This window comes from Nocardia carnea (genome assembly GCF_029868325.1).
Classification (GTDB): domain Bacteria; phylum Actinomycetota; class Actinomycetes; order Mycobacteriales; family Mycobacteriaceae; genus Nocardia; species Nocardia carnea_C.
Genome location: NZ_JARWNW010000003.1, coordinates 1 through 2,775 on the forward strand (window position 1 = coordinate 1; position 2,775 = coordinate 2,775).

At 66.2% G+C, this 2,775-nt stretch carries 3 protein-coding genes; all 3 read left to right on the forward strand.

Going from position 1 to position 2,775, the window contains the following annotated elements; genetic code table 11:
- Nucleotides 1-424: 424 nt before the first annotated feature.
- Nucleotides 425-1,117, forward strand: coding sequence for a superoxide dismutase[Cu-Zn] (sodC, locus tag QH196_RS00035; protein ID WP_280413684.1), 693 nt, complete (start codon nt 425-427; stop codon nt 1,115-1,117).
- Between the two features lie 25 nt (nt 1,118-1,142).
- Complete coding sequence (locus QH196_RS00040) at nt 1,143-2,312, forward strand: glutamate--cysteine ligase (protein WP_280413685.1); 1,170 nt, start codon at nt 1,143-1,145, stop codon at nt 2,310-2,312.
- 250 nt (nt 2,313-2,562) lie between these two features.
- Nucleotides 2,563-2,775: hypothetical protein (locus QH196_RS00045; protein WP_280413686.1), on the forward strand; the 213-nt coding region annotated here is incomplete at its 3' end.

Below are 2,775 nucleotides of genomic sequence, written 5' to 3' on the forward strand. Positions count from 1 at the left end.
GGGACGAGGGCCTGACGCCGTACGAGATCGACCGTCCCGGCCAGGACGTCAGCACATTCCACGAACAGTACGAAGGCCGGCGCGCCGCCGATGTCGCGCATATGCTGCGGGAACTGCCCGCCAAACGACGCCTGGAGGAGGCGACCATATCGTCGATCAGCCGGTGCTCGTAGGTGAGGCCGGCCGCGTCGAACTGGGTCTTGAACTCGGCGTCGAACACATACTGGAAGGTGGACTTGTACATGCCGGCGGGTGTGGGCGATCGGGGGGGGGGGGTCGTGGTGGTCACCGGCCGGTTACCCGGACGGCCGGAGGTCGGGGGCGTCCCGGGTGGATGCGGCGGGCGTGGCATCATCATCTGCGTCGAATGATCGTTGTCGAAACGCTCTACCCGTAAACTCGGTACTCGTAAAGGAGTTCCCTGATGGCACCGTCCACATCTCGTCGCCCGTCTTGGCGGAGCGTGACCCCGGTGCTGGCTGTCGCGGCTTTCGGCCTCGTTGCCTGCACGAACAGCCAGGAATCCAGCGACGTGACGGGAACGACTCCGCCGGTCTTCACCTCCTCGCCCGCCCCCGCCGGTGAAAGCGCGCACGGTGAGCAAGCCGAGGAGCAGGACACCCCGGCCGGTTCCGGTACGGAGGTCGAACTGAAGTCGCCGAGCGGCGCGAACATCGGTACCGCGAACTTCACCGACGAGGGCAACCATCTGCGCGTCACGGTCGACGCCACCGGTCTGACGCCGGGCTTCCACGGGGTGCATATCCACCAGGAAGGCAAATGTGAGCCCAATTCCGCGCCGCCCGCCGGTGGCGCGCCCGGCGACTTCCTGTCCGCAGGCGGGCATCTCCAGGTCGGCGGTGCCACCGGGCATCCCGCCAGCGGTGATCTGACCTCGCTGCAGGTGCGCGAGGACGGCCACGGCTACCTGGTGACCACCACCGATACGGTCACCATGTCCGATATCCAGGGCAAGGCCATCATCATCCATGCCGGCTCGGACAACTTCGCCAATATCCCGGACCGCTACTCCCGCGCGGGTGGCACCGGCCCGGACGAGCAGACGATGAGCACCGGTGACGCGGGTGGCCGCGTCGGCTGCGGCGTCATCGGGTAGCTGTCGACCCGCGACGGAGGCGTGTATGGGTGGGGCACGGATCGACCCGGTACCTTTCCGTGGCTCACCCCGGCCGACCATCGGGATCGAATGGGAGATAGCGCTCGTCGACAAGGCGAGCCGTGACCTGTCCAATACCGCGGCCGCCGTCTTCGACGCCGTCGGTGAACTCCGCGCCCACGACGGCACCCCGCAGGTGACCAAGGAACTGCTGCGCAACACCGTGGAATTGGTCACCGGGGTGCACGAAACCGTCGGGGCGGCAGTGCAGGACCTGTCCGTCACCATGGATACCGTGCGCCGGGCCGCCGACGAGCTCGGCGTGGATCTGTTCTGTGCCGGCACCCACCCGTTCGCGCAGTGGTCGACCCAACAGCTCACGCGTTCGGTGCATTACGACGAGCTGATCGAACGCACCCAGTGGTGGGGCCGGCAGATGCTGATCTGGGGTGTGCACGTGCACGTCGGAGTATCGCACCGGGAAAAGGTTTTCCCGATCCTGAACTCGCTGCTGCTGTCCTACCCGCATCTGCTGGCACTGTCGGCGTCCTCGCCGATGTGGTCCGGTTCGGATACCGGCTACGCGAGCAACCGGGCGCTGATGTTCCAGCAGTTGCCGACGGCGGGCCTGCCGTTCCAGTTCGAGAACTGGACCCAGTTCGAGCATTACGTACACGACGAGATGAAAACCGGTGTGTTCGAACAGCTCGGCGGTATGCACTGGGATATCCGGCCCGCACCGAAATGGGGAACCATCGAGGTGCGGATCTGCGACGGGATCTCCAACCGCGGCGAACTCGCCGCACTGGCCGCGCTGATCCACTGTCTTATCGTGCATCTCGACGAACGGGTGGAACGCGGCGAAGATCTGCCGACCCTGCCGCCCTGGCATGTGCAGGAGAACAAGTGGCGGGCGGCCCGCTACGGGTTGGACGCCATTGTGATCGTCGGCTCGGACAACACCGAACGCCTGGTCACCGACGATCTCGACGATCTACTGAACCGGCTGGAACCGACCGCGCGGCGGCTGGATTGCGCCGACGAACTCCGGGCTGTGGCGGAAATCCCACACCGCGGCGCGAACTATCAACGCCAGCGCCAAACCGCCGCCGCGGCACAGGGAGACCTGGTCGCCGTAGTAGATGCCCTTGTGCGAGAGCTGAACGGCTCGGGTCCTTTCTCGGATCCGGACTGATCCCTGTACCGGACCGCATGTGTCCGCATATGCCCGAGTTCCTCGGTGTGGTCCACCGCACCGGAATGGGCTCCGGTTTCGTGCTGGAGCATCCGGGTGCAGCGGTGCCGATACCGGCCCGTACGCCGACGCTCCCGGTCCTTATGTCCGCATACGCCTCAACTGCTTCGATGTAGTCCAACCCCAAAGGTTCGGGGCCCGTCTCGTTCTGGAGCGACGGAGCGGGGGAGCGAAGCGGAGGAGCGGAGGAGTGAAGAACGAGACCTCCGGGGCCCCGAATCCGGGCCCCCCGCGGCCGGGGCCAAAAAAAACAACCACCCGTAAAAAATATACGTGGGGGTCGGGTAAGGTTTGGCGGGTCTGGGCGGGCGACCAGGTCCGCGACCTGGTCGAACTGAACGAGGAAATCGTCCGGCTCGCGCTCGACACCACCGCGAAGATGCGGGCGGCCGCGCCCATCGGC